The 15,916-nt window shown below is 52.8% G+C and carries 17 protein-coding genes; 1 reads left to right on the forward strand and 16 read right to left on the reverse strand.

Features of this window, described 5'->3' with window-relative positions; all coding sequences use genetic code 11:
* Window positions 1-21: 21 nt before the first annotated feature.
* From trpA to aroC, 9 genes are all read right to left on the reverse strand, one after another.
* Window positions 22-840: a tryptophan synthase subunit alpha gene (gene trpA / locus V5G20_RS15735; RefSeq protein ID WP_003387070.1), complete on the reverse strand. Its 819-nt coding sequence runs from the start codon at window positions 838-840 to the stop codon at window positions 22-24.
* Window positions 837-2,069 (reverse strand): tryptophan synthase subunit beta, encoded by a 1,233-nt coding sequence (trpB, locus tag V5G20_RS15740; protein ID WP_003387071.1) that lies wholly within the window; start codon window positions 2,067-2,069, stop codon window positions 837-839. Before trpB ends, trpA begins: the two co-directional genes overlap by 4 nt.
* Window positions 2,066-2,710 carry a phosphoribosylanthranilate isomerase gene (locus V5G20_RS15745; protein ID WP_003387072.1) on the reverse strand — a complete coding sequence of 215 codons (645 nt, stop codon included), beginning with the start codon at window positions 2,708-2,710 and terminating at the stop codon, window positions 2,066-2,068. The genes trpB and V5G20_RS15745 overlap by 4 nt, the downstream gene beginning before the upstream one ends.
* Entirely contained in the window at window positions 2,707-3,516 is an 810-nt protein-coding gene (gene trpC / locus V5G20_RS15750) for an indole-3-glycerol phosphate synthase TrpC (protein WP_251237474.1), read from the reverse strand. Before trpC ends, V5G20_RS15745 begins: the two co-directional genes overlap by 4 nt.
* Window positions 3,506-4,531, reverse strand: a complete 1,026-nt coding sequence (trpD, locus tag V5G20_RS15755) for an anthranilate phosphoribosyltransferase (protein ID WP_003387074.1) — start codon at window positions 4,529-4,531, stop codon at window positions 3,506-3,508. The genes trpC and trpD overlap by 11 nt, the downstream gene beginning before the upstream one ends.
* Window positions 4,525-6,042, reverse strand: a complete 1,518-nt coding sequence (gene trpE / locus V5G20_RS15760) for an anthranilate synthase component I (RefSeq protein ID WP_024984997.1) — start codon at window positions 6,040-6,042, stop codon at window positions 4,525-4,527. Before trpE ends, trpD begins: the two co-directional genes overlap by 7 nt.
* Before the next feature lie 439 nt (window positions 6,043-6,481).
* Window positions 6,482-6,847 carry a chorismate mutase gene (aroH, locus tag V5G20_RS15765; protein WP_024984995.1) on the reverse strand — a complete coding sequence of 122 codons (366 nt, stop codon included), beginning with the start codon at window positions 6,845-6,847 and terminating at the stop codon, window positions 6,482-6,484.
* Between the two features lie 6 nt (window positions 6,848-6,853).
* Complete coding sequence (gene aroB / locus V5G20_RS15770; RefSeq protein ID WP_338461256.1) at window positions 6,854-7,954, reverse strand: 3-dehydroquinate synthase; 1,101 nt, start codon at window positions 7,952-7,954, stop codon at window positions 6,854-6,856.
* Window positions 7,954-9,114 carry a chorismate synthase gene (gene aroC / locus V5G20_RS15775; RefSeq protein WP_003387080.1) on the reverse strand — a complete coding sequence of 387 codons (1,161 nt, stop codon included), beginning with the start codon at window positions 9,112-9,114 and terminating at the stop codon, window positions 7,954-7,956. Before aroC ends, aroB begins: the two co-directional genes overlap by 1 nt.
* Window positions 9,115-9,380: 266 nt before the next feature.
* Here aroC and V5G20_RS15780 point away from each other — a divergent pair, with 266 nt between their 5' ends.
* On the forward strand, window positions 9,381-10,826 hold the full coding sequence (locus tag V5G20_RS15780; RefSeq protein ID WP_024985259.1) for an IS1182 family transposase: 1,446 nt from the start codon (window positions 9,381-9,383) through the stop codon (window positions 10,824-10,826).
* Window positions 10,827-10,867: 41 nt separating this feature from the next.
* Here V5G20_RS15780 and V5G20_RS15785 read toward each other — a convergent pair whose 3' ends face one another.
* The 7 genes from V5G20_RS15785 to V5G20_RS15815 all read right to left on the reverse strand — a co-directional run bounded on the left by V5G20_RS15785 (window position 10,868) and on the right by V5G20_RS15815 (window position 15,883).
* A complete protein-coding gene (locus V5G20_RS15785; protein ID WP_170208335.1) occupies window positions 10,868-11,035 on the reverse strand; it encodes a hypothetical protein in 168 nt (55 codons plus the stop codon).
* Between the two features lie 73 nt (window positions 11,036-11,108).
* Window positions 11,109-11,882, reverse strand: coding sequence for a CheR family methyltransferase (locus tag V5G20_RS15790; RefSeq protein WP_003387081.1), 774 nt, complete (start codon window positions 11,880-11,882; stop codon window positions 11,109-11,111).
* Window positions 11,883-12,032: 150 nt separating this feature from the next.
* Window positions 12,033-12,476 (reverse strand): nucleoside-diphosphate kinase, encoded by a 444-nt coding sequence (gene ndk, locus V5G20_RS15795; protein WP_003387082.1) that lies wholly within the window; start codon window positions 12,474-12,476, stop codon window positions 12,033-12,035.
* 103 nt (window positions 12,477-12,579) lie between these two features.
* Window positions 12,580-13,545 (reverse strand): polyprenyl synthetase family protein, encoded by a 966-nt coding sequence (locus V5G20_RS15800; protein ID WP_003387083.1) that lies wholly within the window; start codon window positions 13,543-13,545, stop codon window positions 12,580-12,582.
* Window positions 13,546-13,564: 19 nt separating this feature from the next.
* Window positions 13,565-14,416, reverse strand: coding sequence for a menaquinone biosynthesis protein (locus V5G20_RS15805; protein WP_024984993.1), 852 nt, complete (start codon window positions 14,414-14,416; stop codon window positions 13,565-13,567).
* Window positions 14,417-14,420: 4 nt separating this feature from the next.
* Entirely contained in the window at window positions 14,421-15,017 is a 597-nt protein-coding gene (locus V5G20_RS15810; RefSeq protein WP_024984992.1) for a UbiX family flavin prenyltransferase, read from the reverse strand.
* Window positions 15,014-15,883, reverse strand: a complete 870-nt coding sequence (locus V5G20_RS15815; RefSeq protein WP_003387086.1) for a UbiA-like polyprenyltransferase — start codon at window positions 15,881-15,883, stop codon at window positions 15,014-15,016. The genes V5G20_RS15810 and V5G20_RS15815 overlap by 4 nt, the downstream gene beginning before the upstream one ends.
* Window positions 15,884-15,916: the final 33 nt, after the last annotated feature.

Below are 15,916 nucleotides of genomic sequence, written 5' to 3' on the forward strand. Positions count from 1 at the left end.
ACTCCAGTCACATTTTTCCCCTTATTGTAGCGCACTCGTCAGCTGATGTACAAAGGTTTTTATTCTTTCGACACCTTCCTCTACCCGATCTGGATCCGCCAACAGCTCGCGCTGACGCTCGATTTCCATCACGATGGCGCTGCCGACAATGATCCCGTCCGTGTGAGGAGCAACTGCCTTTACCTGCTCCGGCGTAGAAATGCCGAAACCGACGGCCGTAGGTGCCTTTGTCGAAGAGCGGACCCGCTGCAGGAAGTCAGCCAAATCCTCGCTCAAGCTGGCTCTCGCGCCGGTCACGCCAAGCGAAGAGACGCAGTATAGAAAGCCGGTGGCCTGCTCGCCAATTGTTCGAACGCGTTCCTCCGAGGTTGGAGCGACCAGTGAAATGACGTGGAGTCCATGCGCCGTAGCCGCTTTTACTGCAGGGGCATTCTCCTCCACGGGCAAATCGGGAATGACGATCCCGTCAGCTCCCTTCGCCGCCAAATCAGCGAACAGGCGATCGATCCCGTATTGCAGGACCGGGTTGATGTAGGTGAAGAGCACGAGCGGCGTCTCCATCCCGGATTGACGCAGACGCTCCACCAGTTCAAGCGCGTCCTTGATCGTCACTCCGTTGGCCAGTGCCCTTTGCGAGGCTCTTTGTATCGTAGGTCCATCTGCCAGCGGATCGGAGTAGGGAACGCCGAGCTCCAAAAGGTCTGCCCCCGCTTCTACAAGGCCGTGCGCCAGTTGGAATGTAGCCTCCAGGCTAGGGTCTCCCACGGTCAAAAAAGGGATGAACCGTTTGCGTGTACGGTCGGCAAACAGGCGATCAATTCGATTTTCTCTCTGGCTCATTTTGCTTCCCCTCCTGCTGCTCTCGTCTCCAATGCATGCTGAATCGTTTCCACGTCTTTGTCTCCTCTTCCCGACAGACAAATGACCAGGACCTGGTCAGAGGACATGTGCGGCGCCCGCTTGATTGCTTCCGCTACGGCATGGGCGCTCTCCAGTGCAGGAATGATGCCCTCTGTACGGCACAACAGCTCTACCGCCTGCAAAGCTTCGTCATCCGTAACCGACGTGTAATGCACCCGTCCCGTATCTTTCAAGTACGAATGCTCCGGACCTACGCCCGGATAATCAAGTCCGGCGGAAATCGAATGCGCCTCTTGTACCTGGCCGTACTCATCCTGCAATAGATAGGTCATGGCCCCGTGGATGACACCCGGCCTGCCGAGACTGAGCGTCGCGGCATGCTTGTCTGTCTGGATGCCGTGTCCTGCCGCTTCCACTCCGCGCAACGAAACGGCATCGTCCTGGATGAACGGATAGAACATCCCGATGGCGTTGCTCCCTCCGCCGACGCAGGCAATCACTTCGTCCGGAAGCCGTCCGAGCATCTCCCGTATTTGTGCACGTGTCTCTTCGCCGATGATTTTTTGAAACTCCCGGACCATGTAAGGATACGGATGCGGGCCGACGACCGAACCGATGACATAAAAGGTTTGATCCACATGGGACACCCAGTATCGGATCGCTTCATTGGTGGCATCCTTCAGTGTCCGCGAGCCCGATTCTGCCGGAATCACTTCGGCTCCCAGCATCTTCATCCGAAAGACGTTCAGCGCTTGCCGCTTGATATCTTCCGTTCCCATAAACACTTTGCAGGACAAGCCCAGCTTCGCTGCTACCGTTGCACTGGCAACGCCGTGCTGGCCAGCGCCCGTCTCTGCGATAATGGAGGTCTTGCCCATCCGTTTGGCCAGCAGCCCTTGACCCAAGGCGTTGTTGAGCTTGTGGGCGCCGGTATGGTTCAAATCCTCGCGTTTTAAATAAATCCGGGCACCGCCGAGATGTTCGGTCAGTTTATCGGCGTAAGTGAGCGGAGTCGGTCTGCCGGCATATTCGCGCAGCAAATCGCCCAGCTCTTTGCGGAAAGCCGGATCAGCCTGCGCATCGGCAAATGCTGCCTCCAGCTCAGCCAGAGCGTTCATCAGCGTCTCCGGAACGTATTTCCCCCCAAAAGCCCCAAACCGTCCGTACTGATCAGGTACTTGCTTTGCCTGCGTTTCCGTCGTTGTCATGCCTCTCTCACCCTTCCGACAAATTCTCGTATTTTCTGTTCGTCCTTTTCTCCCTCTGTTTCCACACCGCTCGAAACGTCAATCACGGACGGCCGGTAATTCCTGATCAGCTCGCCGACGTTTTCTGCGTGAATCCCGCCAGCAATAATACAGGGGAGCGGCGACGCCGATTGTTGCAGAAGCGGGATTTGCTCCCAGGAAAAGCGTTTCCCCGTCCCTCCTGCCAGCGCCGGATCATACGTATCAAACAGCAGGGCATTTGTCACGCCAAGGTACGCTTCTATCTGTTCTGCCCCTGCATGAGCGCCGTTGTCGCTTCCCACCGCCATTGCTTTCCAGACCGGCAAGGAGAAGCGTTCCTGTACTTGCTGGCAAAAATCTGGGGTTTCACGGCCGTGGAGCTGGATCACGGAAAGTTCGGCCTGTTCCAGAACCTCTTCCAGTTCGGCCAGTGTCGGATCTACAAACACCCCGACAGCAGGTGGATGACCCGGCACTGCGTTCATTATGGCTCCAGCTTGTTCAGCCGTCACTTGACGCCTGCTTTGCGCAAAAACAAATCCGACGTAATCGACAGCCAATGCTGTGAGACATGCAAGTGTCTCCGCTCGTTTAATGCCGCAAATCTTGATCTTCGTCATAACCTCACCTGCTCGCTGTTCTCCGCTTTTTTCCCGACCAGATCAAGCACGGCCTGAGTGACGTTCTTCTGGCGCATGAAATGCTCCCCTACCAGAATCGCACGCGCCCCGGCTTCTTGGACATAAGCTACGCAGTCCACGCTGTTTATCCCGCTTTCGCTGATGATCGGAATCCCGGCAGGCACCAGAGCCGCAAGCTCGCTGGTAGCAGCCAGATCGGTCTGAAACGTATGCAAATTACGGTTGTTGATGCCCAAAAGAGTCGGTGTGACAACTTGGAATACCGATTCCAGCTCCCGCCTGTCATGAACCTCGATCAGATAGTCCATGCCAAGCTCCGTTGCCGTCTCGGCCAGCTCCTTTAGCTGTGGCCCATCAAGAATAGCAGCGATCAACAAAATGCAATCGGCACCGCAGGCTCTCGCTTCGACTACCTGCAGTGGGTCGATCATAAAATCCTTGCGCAGCAAAGGCTGGGAAACGGCCTTTCTGATGTCCTTCAGATACGCTTTGCTTCCCTGAAAAAAAGGAGTATCGGTCAGCACCGACATGCATTCAACTTCGGCAGCAGCATAGCTTTGGGCAATGGCTACCGGATCAAAATCGGGCCGGATCAATCCTTTTGACGGCGAAGCCTTTTTCACCTCGGCAATCACACTGACAGGGCGGCTGCTGTGCAGCAAAGCTTTCCCGAAGCCCTTGGCCGGCTGCATTTCCTTTGCCTCCTGCAGCAGCTTTGCCATGCTGGTGGCGGCCCGAAGCTGCGCCACTTCCTCCCGTTTTCTCTCCACAATTTTAAGAAGCATGAATCAGCCCTCCTGCCACTTGCCGAAATTGTTCCAATTTTTCCTTCACAATGCCATCGTCGATCAATTCGGCAGCGGTTATGACACCGTGGCCGATACTGCTGACTCTGCCGGAAAGATAGAGGATTGCTCCCGCATTCAGGAGTACGATGTCGCGGGCTGCGCCTCGCTTCCCGTTGTAGATGTCCTCTATGATTTTCGCATTTTCCTTGGCGTCCCCGCCCCGCAGGGCATCCAGGGAATATCGCTTTAGTCCGAATTGCTCCGGCTCGATTTCGTAATTGGTAATGATGCCGTCGCGAAGCTCGGAGATATAACTGGTCCCCGTCACTGTCAGCTCGTCGAGACCATCCGCGCCAGCCACGACCAGCGCCCGCTCGACACCCAATTCACGCAATACTTCAGCAACGGTATGCAATAGCTTGGCGTCATATATACCGAGCAGCTGGTACTTTGCGCGCGCCGGGTTGGTCAGCGGGCCGAGCAGATTGAAAACGGTCCTGACCGCCAGCTCTTTGCGCGGGCCGGCTGCATGCTTCATCGCCTGATGGTAGAGCGGAGCGAACAAAAAGCAAAGGTTCGTCGCTCGCAAGCAATCGGCTGCATCTTCCGGGGAAAGGGTAATTGGCACGCCTAACGCCTCAAGCACATCGGCGCTCCCGCTTTTGCTCGATACGGCCCGGTTCCCGTGCTTGGCAATCGGCACGCCTGCACTGGCCGCCACAATAGCCGCTGCTGTCGAGATGTTGAAGGTGTGGCTGCCGTCTCCGCCGGTACCGCATGTATCGACCATGCCAGGGACATCAAGAGGAAATTGCACCGCTCGGTCTCTCATCGCTTTTGCAAATCCGATGATTTCTTCGACGCTTTCCCCTTTCATCCGCATGCCCGCCATAAAAGCACCGATCTGTGCCGCCGTCGCTTTGCCATCCATGATCTCACCCATGGCTGCTTCCGCTTGCACTCGGTCCAGATCGCATCCGCCAATGATTTTTTCCAACGCTTTCTTCAGCATATCGGCTCCTCCTTCCGGGCGAAAAGCTGCTCTGCCTTTTCCAAAGCCGCCAGCATCGCCGCCGCCTTGTTCACGGATTCCTGGTACTCTGCCGCCGGATCGGAATCGGCTACGATCCCTGCACCTGCCTGGACGTAGGCGTATCCTCCCTGGAACAGCAGCGTCCGGATTGTAATGCACGTATCCATCGTCCCGTCAAACGCCAGGTACCCAATTGCCCCGGCGTACAGATGGCGGGAATCCGGCTCCAATTCAGCGATAATTTCCATAGCCCTGAGCTTGGGCGCACCCGAGACCGTTCCGGCCGGAAAGGCTGACAGCAAAGCGTCGAAGGGATGGGCGTCCTCGCGCAGCTGTCCCGTTACGTGAGAGACCATGTGCATGACATGTGAATAGTTTTCGATAACAAGTGCTTCTTCGACCTGAACGCTGCCGTAGCGCGACACTCTGCCCACGTCATTTCTCCCAAGATCCAGCAGCATGTAATGTTCAGCCCGCTCTTTTGGGTCATTCAACAGGTCTTCCGCCAGCCTGGCGTCTTCCTCGGCAGAGCTGCCCCTCTTTCGCGTACCGGCGATCGGGCGCATTTCCACCTTGCCGTTCTCTACCCTCACCAAAAGCTCCGGAGAAGTGCCGACGATCGTTTCCTGATCGTACTGCAGAACGTACATGTACGGGGATGGATTTAGCGTCCGCAGCACTCTGTAGACGGAAAACGGATCAACCTCTGTCGCAGCCCGGAAGCGCTGGGAGAGCACCACCTGGAAAATATCCCCTGCGGCAATATACGACTTCGCTGCTTCCACCATCTTCTCGTAAGCTTCGCGGCTCATGTTGCTCTCAACCGCTATTTTCCGTGCCGGCACTTCCCCCAACGGAAGCCGTTGATTCCCATCTTGTCCCGGGGCTGTCACCCGGACGGCCAGCTCCTCCAGTCTGCTGCATACTGCCGCATACTTTTCACTGATGCGCTCCGGGGTGTCATCCGTCTCCACGTGGAGGTTGACGATCAGCTGGATCTCCTGTTTCAAGTGATCAAAAGCGATGATCTCGTCGGCAAACAAGAAGCGCATATCCGGCAGCTCCAGGCTGTCTTGCCGATGGCGCGGCAATTGTTCGAAGTAATGCAGGGTGTTATAGCCAAAAAATCCGACGGCTCCGCCGCTGAGACGGGGAAAATGACTTAGCTTCGGACTCTTGTAGCGCTCCATTTCCTCACGCAGGTAATGGACTGGGTTCCCTTCGAGCGTAAACTGCTCTCCGTTTCGTTTCTTGACCGCAATCAGGTTGCCGGTTGCTTCGACGGTCTGAAACGGATTGAGCCCGATGAACGAGTAGCGGGCCCAGCGGGAGCCTCCCTCCACACTTTCCAACAGGAAAGAATGGGGTGTACGAATCTTCTGATACAAGCGGATGGGGGTTTCTTGGTCAGCCAGCAGTGTCATACGAACCGGAATCAGCGAGTATGACTTCGCCAGTGACTGGACTTCTGTCAAGGATGGGGTAAACATGAATACTCTCACCTCTTTTGTCGAGGTGCCAAAAGAGTATAGGGGGAAGAAGCCTTCGCAAGCAGAGCAAAAGGAAACCCGAGCACAAGTCGTCGAAATTGTGCGCCTTTTCCTCGTATGCTGTCTGCTATCGATGCACAGGGCGTGCACTGGCCGATTCTGTCCCGGGGCATGGGCAGATCCCGCCACGGCTCTTGATCCTCTTCCTCTTTTGACACCTGCGTGTTAGAGGAAGAGATAGGGGGAGAATAAAAAAACCAGGAGGATCCCTGGATTGATTGTGTATGCATGCACAATCCCAGCTTGCTCTTCTCTCCTCAGCCTAACTCTTCTTCACTCAACTCTGCTCAATCTCTACTCTGCCGGTTTTGCTTGTTACCGGTAAAACGAGGCACCCTCGTTTTTTACTATACTAAAAGAGGGTGCCCATGATGTCAATCTACTTTACCAAATCCGGCCGCAATTTTACGGCATCCCGCATAAAGACGTGCTCGATTTCGGCTGCTGCTTTATCGGTGTTGACCAGCATCATGACACGGATACAGGAAGGCAGGCTTCCCGGCACCGGTATCTCTCTGGCACACATCAACGGAACGTATTGCCAGCCCTCGATCTGCCTGGCTGCTTGGGCAGGAAATGCCGCCTTTACATCCTCAGTCGTCGTGATTAAGATGCTGGCGATGTCATCTGGTAAAACGTGATTTCGCTTGACCATTTCTTCAAGCAACAGCTTGGTAGAAGAGACAATCTCCTCTTTCGTATCTTTTTCTATCGTAATGGCTCCTCGTATTCCTCGCACTCCCATTTTCTCTTACGCCCCCGATTCTTCATTCATGACTGACAAGATAAGTTCTTCGTCTACCTGAGAAAACAATTCTACGGCGCCGATAGCCCGCGGCAAAACAAGCGCCAGTTTGCCGCCGACAGCCTTTTTATCGCGCTTCATCACTTCCAACACCTTTGCCGGATCGAGCTTGTGCGGCCATTCTGTCGGCAATTGATACTGCCGCAGAAGCCCCCGGGTACGATTGTGAACGCCTGCCTGCGCAATCCCCATGCGCTCCGCCACCTTCGCTGCGAGGCACATCCCGATTGAGATCGCTTCACCGTGATTGAGCGTCGAATACTCGCAGAGGGCTTCAAAGGCATGCCCGAACGTATGCCCCAGATTAAGCAGCGCCCGCTGGTTCTGCTCGGTTTCATCTGCCGAAACGATGTTCGCCTTCACTTCACAGCCGCGATAAATCGCTTTGCTCAACAATTCAGAATCTAGCTGCCAAAGCTTTTCTGCGTTTGCCTCCAGCCAGGAAACAAACGTCTCGTCGGCAATCAAACCGTGCTTGAGCACCTCCGCAAAACCGGCAGCACGTTCCCTCTCCGGCAATGAGCGGATTGTGGATGTGTCGTATAGAACGAGCCGCGGCTGGTGAAAGGCGCCGATCAGATTTTTCCCGAGGGGATGGTTGATCGCTACCTTTCCTCCGACAGAGCTGTCGTGCGCCAAAAGTGTTGTCGGCACTTGGACAAAAGCGATGCCGCGCATGTAAGTCGCAGCGACAAAGCCTGCCAAATCACCTACTACCCCGCCGCCAAGGGCGAGGACAGCCGATTTGCGGTCCAATCCGGCAGAAATCGCTGCGGTCATCACTGCTTCATACACGGCGAGGCTTTTTGACTGCTCTCCGGACGCAATCACAAAGGAATGGACAGCGTATCCCTCCGCTTCCAAGGCGGTTTTCAGCGTTTGCTGATAAAGCAGTGCCACGTTTTCATCCGTAACCACGAATAACTTGGACGTCGGGGCCAGCCCCGCCTCCCGCAGCATGGGCCCCGCCTGCTGCAAGAGGCCGTCGCCGATGACGATCGGATACGAGCGTTCGCCCAGTTCTACTCGCAAGATTTCTCTATTCATCAGAATTTCTCCGTATAAGCACGGTATTGGCGGACGTTTTCCAGCATGTCATCGAGCGAATCGGATGGGAACTTCTCGCACATCGCCGACGCGATTTCCCAAGCGACCACTGCTTCAGCCACTACGCTCGCGGCCGGGACCGCGCAGCTGTCGGAGCGCTCGATGCTGGCTGAAAACGCTTCGCGGCTATCAATGTCAACGCTCATCAACGGCTTGTACAGGGTCGGAATCGGCTTCATGACGCCACGCACCACGACAGGCATTCCGGTCGTCATGCCGCCTTCCAGCCCCCCTGCCCGATTGGATTTTCGGCTGTATCCGGTCTCTTCGCTCCAGACGATTTCATCATGAACCTGCGATCCCGGCCGTCCTGCTGCTTCGAATCCGATCCCGATTTCGACGCCTTTGAACGCCTGGATGCTCATGACTGCCTGCGCCAAACGGCCATCGAGCTTTCGATCCCATTGAACATGGCTGCCCAGGCCGACCGGAACGCCATCGACGATCACCTCGACGATTCCGCCCAGCGAATCTCCGTCCTGCTTCGCCTGATCGATCGCAGCCATCATCAGCTGTGCAGCCTCCTCATCGAGACAGCGAACAGGGGATTCTTCCGTGCGGGCAATCAGCTCTTCCAGAGGAAGATCGATTCTTTTGGCAACGACATTGCCGATCTGCAGCACCTGTCCGCCAACGCGAATGCCGAACGCCTCCAGCAATTGTCTGGCTACCGCCCCGACAGCGACACGAATCGTCGTCTCACGGGCGCTGGACCGCTCCAGAATATTGCGCATATCGCGCTGATGGTACTTGATCGCTCCATTCAGGTCTGCATGACCAGGGCGCGGCCGGGAAACACGGCGTTTTTCTTCAGCACCCTCGACCGGCTCGACACTCATGATGCCCTGCCAGTGGGCCCAGTCTTTATTTTCGACGACCAGCGTGATCGGAGCCCCGGTTGTATAACCGTGTCTGACACCGGAGAGTACCTTCACCTGGTCCTTTTCAATTTGCATTCTTCGGCCTCGACCGTGACCTTTTTGCCGTCTCGCCAATTGTTCATTGATCGCCTCGACAGAGAACGGCAGGTTGCTTGGAATCCCTTCGATTATCGCCGTCAATTGCGGCCCGTGCGATTCCCCTGCTGTCAAATAACGCATCTCTCGCTTCCTCCATCCTCCAGGCAGCACTTTCTTTTCCCGAACGGGGGCGCTGTCCTTTATCACTTTTAAGCGTTATAATATCATACCTATTACCCCGAGGAAATACAAAAGTGGGAAACTTTCTGAATCTAGACAAAACGCTTCTCTTTTCGGAGAAGCGTCCAGCCTGTAGACAAAGTTCCGTAAGGAACAGGGTCTGCAGGCTTTTTTGTTGAATATAGAACATGTTACGTTTTCAAAAGTTATTTTTTAGAGGTGGCATTATGCTTAATAAGCAAGAGGCCGAAGGGCGTTATCAGATATCTGCATTCTCGCTAGATGAGTTGGTGCCAGAAGATCATCTCGTAAGAAAAATTGAAAATGCAATCGACTTTTCGTTCATCTATGACTTGGTGGAAAGCCTCTACTGTCATGACAATGGCAGACCCAGTGTTGACCCTGTAGTCTTAGTTAAAATTGCTTTCATCCAATATATTTTTGGAATTCGTTCCATGCGACAAACGATTAAAGAGATCGAAACCAATGTTGCCTATCGGTGGTTTATTGGCTATGATTTCAGTCAGCCCATTCCCCATTTCACGACCCTAGGCAAGAACTATGTTCGCCGTTTTCGGGATACTCAACTCTTCGAGTCGATCTTCCTTCGAATATTGGAGGAGGCGGTTCATCATGGATTCGTGAAGCCTGATGTGCTTTTCATTGATGCTACGCATGTAAAAGCCAGTGCGAATAAGCATAAATACGTGAAAGAAATCGTTGAAGAACAAGCGAAGAAATATCAAGAGCTGCTGGACGAAGAAATCAATCAGGATCGTATTGCACATGGAAAGAAGCCCCTTGAAAAAAAGACAGAAACTTCGAAGAAGGAGGTGAAAGTCAGCACAACTGACCCGGATTGCGGATTGTTTGTAAAAGGGGAAAAGGAACGTGTATTTGCTTATAGTTTTCATACAGCATGTGATCGAAATGGATTTGTGCTTGGTGCCAAGGTAACGCCAGGCAATGTGCATGACAGTCAGGTTTTTGAGGATGTTTTGAATCAAGTGCGAAAGACGTTTGCACAGCCTCAAGCTGTGGCAGTGGACTCGGGATACAAGACGCCTTACATCAGTAAAACACTCCTTGATGACCAGATTCGCCCCGTTATGCCCTACACAAGACCACGCACCAAAGAAGGTTTTTTTAAAAAGCACGAATATGTGTATGATGAATATTTCGACTGCTACATCTGCCCGAACGAGCAAATCTTAACATATGAGACAACAAACAAGGATGGGTACCGTATCTATCGATCAAATTCTCAAGTTTGCCGAAGTTGTCCGTTCTTGAAACAATGCACGGAAAGTAAAGACTACACAAAGAGAGTGAGTCGCCACATCTGGGCTGATTACCTCGAAGAGGTAGACCACCTCCGGCATACCGAGGAAAACAAACAAATCTATAGCAAACGGAAAGAAACGATTGAACGTGTATTCGCTGATATGAAGGAAAAGCATGGCATGCGTTGGACGACCTTACGAGGACTGGAGAAGGTCACGATGCAGGCGATGCTTGTTTTCGCTGCCATGAACTTGAAAAAAATGGCGACCTGGCTATGGAAATCAGGTCGCCAAAAGGTGAACGATCAAAACACCTTCGGTATTTTCATCAAATTATTAAACAAACTCCCTCTGCTGTTCGTTCAGCGAGGGAGTTTGTCTGCAACCTGAACGCTTCTCTTTTCGGAGAAGCGTCTGCTGTCACGTCCAGTTTAGTAATAATCAGCCAAAAACAAAGGATTCGAAGGAACCGAACGCCGGCTATGATCTGCGCGGACGAGGTCATCCACCTGCGTTTTTTCCGCACCAAGAATTTGACCGCACTCCTGGAGAGTGATCAAGCCTCTTCGATATGCCTCGATGACCTTATGCTTATCCATCTGCTTCCTCCCTATCGGCTTGTTATTCATAGTGTTGGGAAAAAACAGCATGGATATACCCGCTCGGCTCCTTTTACCCTAATTTTCGGTAAAAGAATGTATCCTCTGTTTCAAACTGGTACTGCTGCGGCTGAAAAATCTGCTCCGTGCTGCCGACGAACAGGACGCCGCCAGGCTTTAGGGCACGGCTGAATTTGTGGTAAAGCTCATGCTTGGCCTCTTCCGTAAAGTAGATCATCACATTGCGGCAAATGATCAGGTCAAACCCGGATTCGAACGTATCGGCCAGAAGGTTGTGCTTGCGGAAATTCACGCGTTTTTTTACTTCATCTGAAATGCGGTAGCTCAAGCTGTCCTTTTGAAAATATTTGTCCAGCAAATCTTTTGGACAATCCTGCAAGGCTCTTTCTGTATAAACCCCTTGCTTTGCTTTTGCGATCGCTCCTTCGTCAATATCCGATGCCAGCACCGAAGCGTCCCAGCGATGGCGCAGCAGCAAGAGCGACAGTGTGTAAGGCTCTTCTCCCGTCGAACATGCGGCACTCCAACATTTCAGACGCGGAGACTGACGTACCAGCCTGGGCAAGATCTTATTTTCAAGCACTTCCCAACGCCCCGGATTGCGAAAAAACTCCGACACGTTGATCGTCATGCGATCGAGAAACTCGTAAAACAGCTCTTTGTCTTTTGCGATCGCCTCGAAGTACTGAGCGAATGTCGTATAACCCCGTTTCAAGCGGAGCGAAGTAAGCCGCCGTTTCATCTGTGCTTCCTTGTAGAGTGCGAGGTCAATTCCTGTCATTTTTTTTACGCTGGCGATGAACTGGAGAAAATCCTTGTCTTCCATACTTCGAAATCCCCTTTCGACGACTTACTCATGCGATTCGCGTTTTTTTGACAAAATCCTGCCGAATTTTGTTGCAGATTCGCGAATAAAAGAAAAAGACCCCTTAGCGGAGTCTTTATCCATCTGCGTGATTGCTCTTTGTTCAAGAGCTTAGATCCAGCGTTGGATCGTCTTTTCGTAGGAAAGAACTTCTCCTTGGCCAAACCACAGAGCGATTTCGCGCTCAGCGCTTTCTGGAGAGTCGGAACCGTGGATGATGTTCATGCCAACGGAAGTTGCGAAGTCGCCGCGGATTGTTCCGGATGCAGCGTCTGCAGGGTTGGTTTTGCCCATCATGGAACGAGCGGTGGAAATCACGTTGTTGCCTTGCCATACCATCGCGAATACAGGTCCGGAGGTAATGAAGTCAACCAGTTCACCAAAGAACGGGCGCTCTTTATGCTCAGCATAGTGCTGTTCAGCCAGCTCGCGGCTAACATTCATCAGCTTTGCTCCAACGAGTTGGAAGCCTTTTTTCTCGAAGCGGGAAACGATCTCTCCGATCAGGTTGCGTTGTACGCCATCAGGTTTTACCATCAGAAACGTTTTTTCCATCGTAAGGTTGCCTCCAGTATAGCTATGTATTGGTATTTCACACACCATCAGAAATTTTATCAAAAGATAGAGGGGCAATCAACCTGCTCCTCAGCAAAAAACGCTAAAATTTGCGATCGATAATAAAATCGGCCACACCGATCAGCGATTTTTTCGTTGAATTGTTCGGCAGGTCGGCGATAATGCTGCGCGCTCTGGCGATATAGCGCTCCGCCAGCCTCTGCGAAAAAGCGATGCCTTCGTCTTTTCTCACCAGCTGGATCGCCTCGTCCACATGGTTCCAGAAGGTATCCTCCCGAATCCATTTTTGAAACTGTTCCCGAGCAATGCCGTGATGAGCCGTGTACATCGCGGGAAGGGTAATGTTGCCCTGGCGCAAATCGCTTCCCGCAGGCTTGCCCAATTGCTTTTCCGTACCGGTAAAGTCAAGGATGTCATCCGTGATTTGAAAAGCCATCCCGACATTGTAGCCGTACCAGTACATCCTGCGGACGAGATCCTCTGTCGCTCCGCTCGCAATCGCCCCCATCTGGCAGCTGATCGCGATCAAGAGAGCGGTCTTGCGCTTGATTCTGCGCAGGTACATACGGAAATTTTGATCCCAGCTGTGCAGAGCCCGCACCTGCTCGATCTCTCCCTTGACCATTTCGACGATCGCGTTGGCCAAAATCTGGTGGAGCTGAGGAATCTTCAGCTCCGTCACAATCGACAGCGCCCGGGCAAGAATGTAATCGCCGGTGTACATCGCTACTTTGTTGTCCCATTTTGTTTTGACCGTATCCCGGCCTCTACGCTTGTCCGCATTGTCGACAACATCGTCGTGCACAAGCGTGGCCATATGAATCAGTTCGAGCGGAACTGCCACGTACTTGAGCCGGGTCACGTCATAGGACCCCCACTTTCCACCAAGCAACACAAATACGGGACGGATGCGCTTCCCTCCCGCCTTCAGCAGGTGCGTGGACGACTGATACAGCTCCCGCACTCCCGTATCGATGGACAGCTCCAACTGATTTTCGATGTACTCCACATCTTTTTTCATCTCAAAGTATATATCGACTAGGTTCATCCGCTCCACCTATTTTCGTTCAACGTAGTTTTTGCCGTCCGGACTTCTCCCACAATTCCACAGTAACCGGTCCCGGAAGCAGTCCCTGCTCCGCCGCGCAGCGATAGTAGTACTCCAGCCCCGTTCTTTGCTCATCGCCAAAAACGTGCTGCAGACCTTGAAAGTATTGGCGCCAATCAGCCTTTTCTCCGCCATAATGCTGATGTACGTACTCGATCAACGGTTCAGGATTGCTTAGATGTTTCTGTTTGCTCTCCAAAAAGGCATTGTGCACCTCGCTGAGCAATTCGGCATGTTCGGCCAGAATCGCCTTGCGGACTGTCCACAAAGCAAAGGTCATGGAATATCCGGTGAAGCGATACCAAAGTTCGCCTAGATCGTAAATCATATAGGGAACACGCTGGCGTATCGCCCTGATCGCATCGTCTCCAATCAGGAGAGCCGCATCGGCACCAAGCATCATTTCTTCAAGTACAGGTGCTTGCATCGAGTAAGAGACTTGCAGCCCGTAAAACTTTTGCAGAATCACTTTCAACAAATTGATGGAAGTAGCTGACGTATTGGTCAAGGCAATTCGCGCCTCATTCAGCTCTTCGATCGGCTTTTTGCTGAACAGAAAGATCGAGCCGACTGGGCCTTTGGCGCTGACGGACAGGTCCGGCAGTACCAGGTAATCCTTCGCATGCTCTGCGTAGCTGAAAGAAGAGATTGGTCCAAGGTCGATCTCGCCGCGGGCCATCGCCTCGTTTAACTGGGCAGGAACCTGCCGGATAAACGAAATCCGATCTTCAAAACGGGCTTGGTCAAAATGAAATGTGACAGGGAAGGTGTTGGTGTATAGGATTTGTCCAATGCGCAAGGACTTTTGCATATTCTTATTCCCCCCAGCGCCGAAACAAAGCGTGCGGCACATCGAGTGCGTCCAATGCTTTGCCTACGACAAAATTGACTAGGTCATCCATCGTCTGCGGTTTTTGATAAAAACCAGGCATGGCCGGCAATATCTTGACACCGAGCCTGCTCAATCGCAGCATGTTCTCCAGCTGGATCGCGTTCAAAGGCGTTTCTCTGGGAACGAGTACGAGCTTTCGTCCTTCTTTCAACATGACATCTGCGACACGCTCAAGCAGGTTGCCTGAGGCACCGTGCGCAATGCCGGAAAGAGTTCCCATCGAACAAGGCACAACAATCATCCCCTCGCAGCGGTACGATCCGCTCGCAGCGGGACAATTAAAATCGCGCAAGCCCCAGTAACGAAGCTCTCCGGGAAAATCCTGCTGAAGCTTTTCCGCCAATAGTCCTTCGCGGTTTTCCGTATTCCAGTCCAGTTCGTCATGAAACACCTGCCAGCCTGCCTCCGTCACCATCAAGTGCACGGTATGCCCGCTCTTCAAGAGCTCCTGAACCAGTCTCACGCCATAAATCGCACCACTAGCACCTGTGATTCCAACAGCCCATGCTTGTGTACTCATGATATCACCAGATCAAGCATGGTAAAAGTAAACATAACCATGCTGAGTATTCCGTTCATATTGAAAAAGGCGACGTCAAGCTTGGACAAATCCGTCGGCTTCACCAAGCTGTGTTCGTACAGCAGAATGGCCCCGGAGATCAAAACGCCGACCAGGAACCAAATGGACAAATCTGCGATCATGTACAGCGACAAAAGGCCGAAGAACGTAATCACGTGGCAGCCTCTGGCAATCAGCAGCGCTTTGCTGATGCCAAACCGGCTTGGCATGGAGTACAAACCTTCCTTGCGGTCAAAGTCCGCGTCCTGACAAGCGTACATAATATCAAAGCCGGCTGTCCAGAACAGCACGCTGATAAACAGCAGAAGACCGGTGCCGTCTACCTGCCCTGTCGTTGCCACCCAACCGCCCAGAGGCCCAAACCCGATCGCTACACCCAGCACAAAATGGCAGAGCCAGGTAAAGCGCTTCGTATAGGAGTACAGAATGAGTACAAAAACAGCTAAAGGCAACAATTTTACCGCAAGTGAATTCAACTGGAAGGCAGCAAAGAACAACACAGCAAAAGACACGACGATGAAGACGACAACTTCTACTATCGAGATCAAACCGGCAGGGATCGCCCTGTTCGCGGTTCGCGGGTTCTTCGCATCGATGAACCGGTCAATCAACCGATTGAGCGACATGGCCGCGCTTCGTGCCCCTACCATCGCGACAGTCACCCATAAAATTTCCATCCAGGTCGGCCACGTTTGCTCTACTACAATATTACCCAATACGGCACCCATAAAAGCAAACGGCAACGCAAAAATAGAGTGCTCGAATTTAATCATTTCCAAAATAATTTTTAATTTACGGAGACTCACAAAATACACTTCCTATCCACTGAAGAGATACCC

Origin of the sequence: Brevibacillus borstelensis (genome assembly GCF_036700025.1) — a bacterium.
Taxonomy (GTDB): domain Bacteria; phylum Bacillota; class Bacilli; order Brevibacillales; family Brevibacillaceae; genus Brevibacillus; species Brevibacillus borstelensis.

Bases quoted from the DNA above. Each gene is read 5' to 3' on its own strand.
- trpA (WP_003387070.1), bottom strand. From the start codon at position 840: ATGAGCCAGAGAGAAAATCGAATTGATCGCCTGTTTGCCGACCGTACA.
- trpB (WP_003387071.1), bottom strand. From the start codon at position 2,069: ATGACAACGACGGAAACGCAGGCAAAGCAAGTACCTGATCAGTACGGA.
- V5G20_RS15745 (WP_003387072.1), bottom strand. From the start codon at position 2,710: ATGACGAAGATCAAGATTTGCGGCATTAAACGAGCGGAGACACTTGCA.
- trpC (WP_251237474.1), bottom strand. From the start codon at position 3,516: ATGCTTCTTAAAATTGTGGAGAGAAAACGGGAGGAAGTGGCGCAGCTT.
- trpD (WP_003387074.1), bottom strand. From the start codon at position 4,531: ATGCTGAAGAAAGCGTTGGAAAAAATCATTGGCGGATGCGATCTGGAC.
- trpE (WP_024984997.1), bottom strand. From the start codon at position 6,042: ATGTTTACCCCATCCTTGACAGAAGTCCAGTCACTGGCGAAGTCATAC.
- aroH (WP_024984995.1), bottom strand. From the start codon at position 6,847: ATGGGAGTGCGAGGAATACGAGGAGCCATTACGATAGAAAAAGATACG.
- aroB (WP_338461256.1), bottom strand. From the start codon at position 7,954: ATGAATAGAGAAATCTTGCGAGTAGAACTGGGCGAACGCTCGTATCCG.
- aroC (WP_003387080.1), bottom strand. From the start codon at position 9,114: ATGCGTTATTTGACAGCAGGGGAATCGCACGGGCCGCAATTGACGGCG.
- V5G20_RS15780 (WP_024985259.1), top strand. From the start codon at position 9,381: ATGCTTAATAAGCAAGAGGCCGAAGGGCGTTATCAGATATCTGCATTC.
- V5G20_RS15785 (WP_170208335.1), bottom strand. From the start codon at position 11,035: ATGGATAAGCATAAGGTCATCGAGGCATATCGAAGAGGCTTGATCACT.
- V5G20_RS15790 (WP_003387081.1), bottom strand. From the start codon at position 11,882: ATGGAAGACAAGGATTTTCTCCAGTTCATCGCCAGCGTAAAAAAAATG.
- ndk (WP_003387082.1), bottom strand. From the start codon at position 12,476: ATGGAAAAAACGTTTCTGATGGTAAAACCTGATGGCGTACAACGCAAC.
- V5G20_RS15800 (WP_003387083.1), bottom strand. From the start codon at position 13,545: ATGAACCTAGTCGATATATACTTTGAGATGAAAAAAGATGTGGAGTAC.
- V5G20_RS15805 (WP_024984993.1), bottom strand. From the start codon at position 14,416: ATGCAAAAGTCCTTGCGCATTGGACAAATCCTATACACCAACACCTTC.
- V5G20_RS15810 (WP_024984992.1), bottom strand. From the start codon at position 15,017: ATGAGTACACAAGCATGGGCTGTTGGAATCACAGGTGCTAGTGGTGCG.